The 2,846-nt window shown below is 66.4% G+C and carries 2 protein-coding genes and 1 pseudogene; 1 reads left to right on the top strand and 2 read right to left on the bottom strand.

Going from position 1 to position 2,846, the window contains the following annotated elements; all coding sequences use genetic code 11:
• Positions 1-1,056: pseudogene (locus TR46_RS35390) on the top strand (IS701 family transposase); the annotation flags it as partial.
• A gap of 23 nt (positions 1,057-1,079) precedes the next feature.
• On the opposite strand, the gene TR46_RS41880 reads toward TR46_RS35390, so the two are convergent.
• The gene (locus tag TR46_RS41880) at positions 1,080-1,640 is read right to left on the bottom strand and encodes a hypothetical protein (protein WP_152626890.1); all 561 of its coding nucleotides are present in this window, start codon (positions 1,638-1,640) and stop codon (positions 1,080-1,082) included.
• A 254-nt stretch (positions 1,641-1,894) separates the two neighbouring features.
• Positions 1,895-2,686 (bottom strand): carbon-nitrogen hydrolase family protein, encoded by a 792-nt coding sequence (locus TR46_RS40435; RefSeq protein ID WP_084719216.1) that lies wholly within the window; start codon positions 2,684-2,686, stop codon positions 1,895-1,897.
• Between the last annotated feature and the right edge of the window lie 160 nt (positions 2,687-2,846).

The raw sequence follows: 2,846 nt of genomic DNA, 5'->3' as shown, positions 1-2,846 counted from the left end.
CACGGCCACCGCGCATGTGGGCCGTCAGTGGCTGGGCCGGTTGGGCAAGACCGACAACGGCGTGGTCACCGTGACCACGGTGTGGACCGACGGCCGGGTGTACTACCCGCTGCACGCCCAGCCCTACACCCCGCCCACCACTTCGCCCACGGCCGCACCGACCCCGCTTTCCGGACCAAACCGCAGATCTCCGCGGCGCTCGCGGCCCAGGGCCGGGCGGCGGGCTTCGCCTGCCGGGCCGTGGTGGCCGACAGCGCCTACAGCGTCGGCGACGACTGGTACCTGGCGCTGCGCGAAGCCCAACTCGCCTATGTGGTCCACCTCAAGCCGCACCGCGGCACCTGGGCCCGCGCCGACCAGCCACACACCCCCATCGACGCCGCCCACGCCCTGACCTGGACAGATCCCGACCACCCCGGCGACTGGACACCAGTGGAGCGGCACTTCCGCGACGGACACACCGAGACCTGGTGGGCCGCCGACGCGCGCCTTGGCGGCTGGCAACCACTGGGCCCATGCCGCCTGGTCGTGGCCACCACCGACCCGGCCACCCTGCCGGACAAGGCCACCTGGTACCTCGCCACCAACCTCCCCCACCCCGACGCCCCACACGCCGCCAGCAGCACCTACCCGCCCGCCGACCTCGCCGAGATCGTCCAGATCTACGGACTGCGCCCGTGGATCGAACAGACCTACAAACAGATCAAGGACGAACTCGGCTGGGCCCACTTCCAGGTCCGCTCCGACCACGCCATCCGCCACCACCAGACCCTGGTGAACTGCGCTTTCTCCTTCTGCTGGGACCAGTGGTTCGCCCCACCCGGACCACTGGACGCCACCGCGCCGGACCCCTGCCCCGACGATCGCCCAGAGAGGGGGCGATCCCACACCCCACCAGCCCCAACCTCCCTGCTGGCCCAAGGCATTACGCGCCACCCGCGCCTGGCTCACCCCCGCCATCACCCTGCACCGCTGGTGGCGAGCCTGGACGGACAGCGACCCACCCGCCGAACTCCAAGCCCTCCTCGACGCCGTCACCGCCGGCATACCCCTTGATCTCTACCGCCGGGCTTAACGAACTACCGGTAGCTTCCAAGCGCCGCGATCGAAACATCATACTCAAAGGCTAGTGGGCAACATACGCCCCAAACGACCGGATGGTCAGCAAGACTGACTGGATGACCGAGACCGAGGTGGCCACGGCCTACTACCGGCGCTTCCGGGCAGCCGCTGAGCGCGACCAACGTCTGGACGACGTCGAAAGAGAGTTGCTTGCCGCGCTTCCGCCCCAAAACTTGGCCCACCTGCTGGTGTCCCTGGTCCCGGAAGCTGCCGGTGACATGCAGATCACCCGTACTTCTTTCGACCAGTACAAAAACGAGTTGCAGGCCGGGCCCACCCTCCTGGCGGAGACCGATCTGCTGGAGGTAAAGGTCGGAGCCCGGCGCATCATCGCTCACAGCCGACAGGCAAACGGGTATCGGTATCACCACCGCGAGTTGCACCGGGACGGCTCCGGTACATTCGCCATGCGCATCAGCTCGCGGGTTCTGACGGAGGAGGGGATCGAGTTCGCATGGGCCGACGCCAGCTACGTCATCTATGGGTTGCTCTCCGCGCTGCGGCTGCTCGGCTCCCATGCGCGTGACCGTTGTGGCGCTACCGGAACGGCCCGGTCAAGGCGTGCATCGTTGACGCTCCCCACTCGCACCCGTAAGGACCGTCTCGGCGCTTTGCAGGTCGTTTCTCGTGAGGTGTGTGATCGTTCCCCGCCAGGCTGGTTCAGCTGCCTCGGAGGCCCCCTTCATCGAGGTGTCCATATCTGTGGGCCGTGCGGCACTGACCCCAGTCAAAGGGAAAGGTCGAACGACTCAACCGAACCCTGTTCGACAACTCAAGAACAAGCTTTCAGGCGTTGCGCGAGCAGCGGCGTTGCGTCGGCGGGATCGATGTCGCAGACCAGCAGCCCGGGCCTTCCGTAAGGTTGATGGCTGAGCAGCATGCCGTCCGGCCGCACTACGGCGGATGTCGTGGGTGATCCCGGGCTCGCGCAGTTGACGGCGGCGACGTAACAATTGTTCTCGGCGGCTCGACATAGAAATGCCTTCTCGTGGAAGGAGTTTCTCGGGTCGGCGAATTCGGTTGGCTGAAACGAGCCGGGCTCTGCTTCGTTATAGTGCGGGTGGAACACCAACTGGGCGCCATTGCGAACGGCCCAGCGTACCGTCTCCGGATAGCGAAATCCCTCGTGGCAAATCACGATGCCGAAGCGGAATCCGTCGACTTCGAATATTCGGCGATCGCTGCCCGCCTCGTATATGGAATCTTCTGCTGGGTCGAGCTGCACTTTGTCCTGATAACCCGCTCGATCGCCGTCGGGTCGAAGTACGAGCGTGGTCAGACGTGGCTTGTCGGAAACGTACCGCTCCGTACCGAGCACCACGTAGATGTGGCTCTCCCGCGCAGCCTGGGCGATGCGCTCGTGCGCAGCTTCCAAGAAGTTGGCGCTCACGGCCTTACGTGATTGCGGCGGCCATGGGTAGCCCGGCACGTACGCTTCCGGGAAGCACACGATATGCGCGTCGGCAGCAGCAGCGGCTCTGACCGCGCGCTCGGCTCGCACCACGGAGTCTTCTGGATTCTTGGGAATTTCGAGGTTGGCGAGCGCGATGCGAAGTCTTGTCATGCGACTCATTGTGCTGCACAGCCCGGACACCCGAGGGGCGATCCGGCTGCACTGCCCAGCGGCTGGCCCGTCGCCTTCGGCGAATTTTGTTCGCGCCGCGACCGGCTCCGCCCCACCCCACCACCGTTCGGGTGCCGCCCGCCCGCACCCGCCCGCCCCC

The organism is Streptacidiphilus carbonis (assembly GCF_000787775.1).
In the GTDB taxonomy this organism is placed as follows: domain Bacteria; phylum Actinomycetota; class Actinomycetes; order Streptomycetales; family Streptomycetaceae; genus Streptacidiphilus; species Streptacidiphilus carbonis.
Note: the sequence above shows the minus strand (reverse complement) of the source record. Positions and strands in the feature narration are given on the sequence as shown.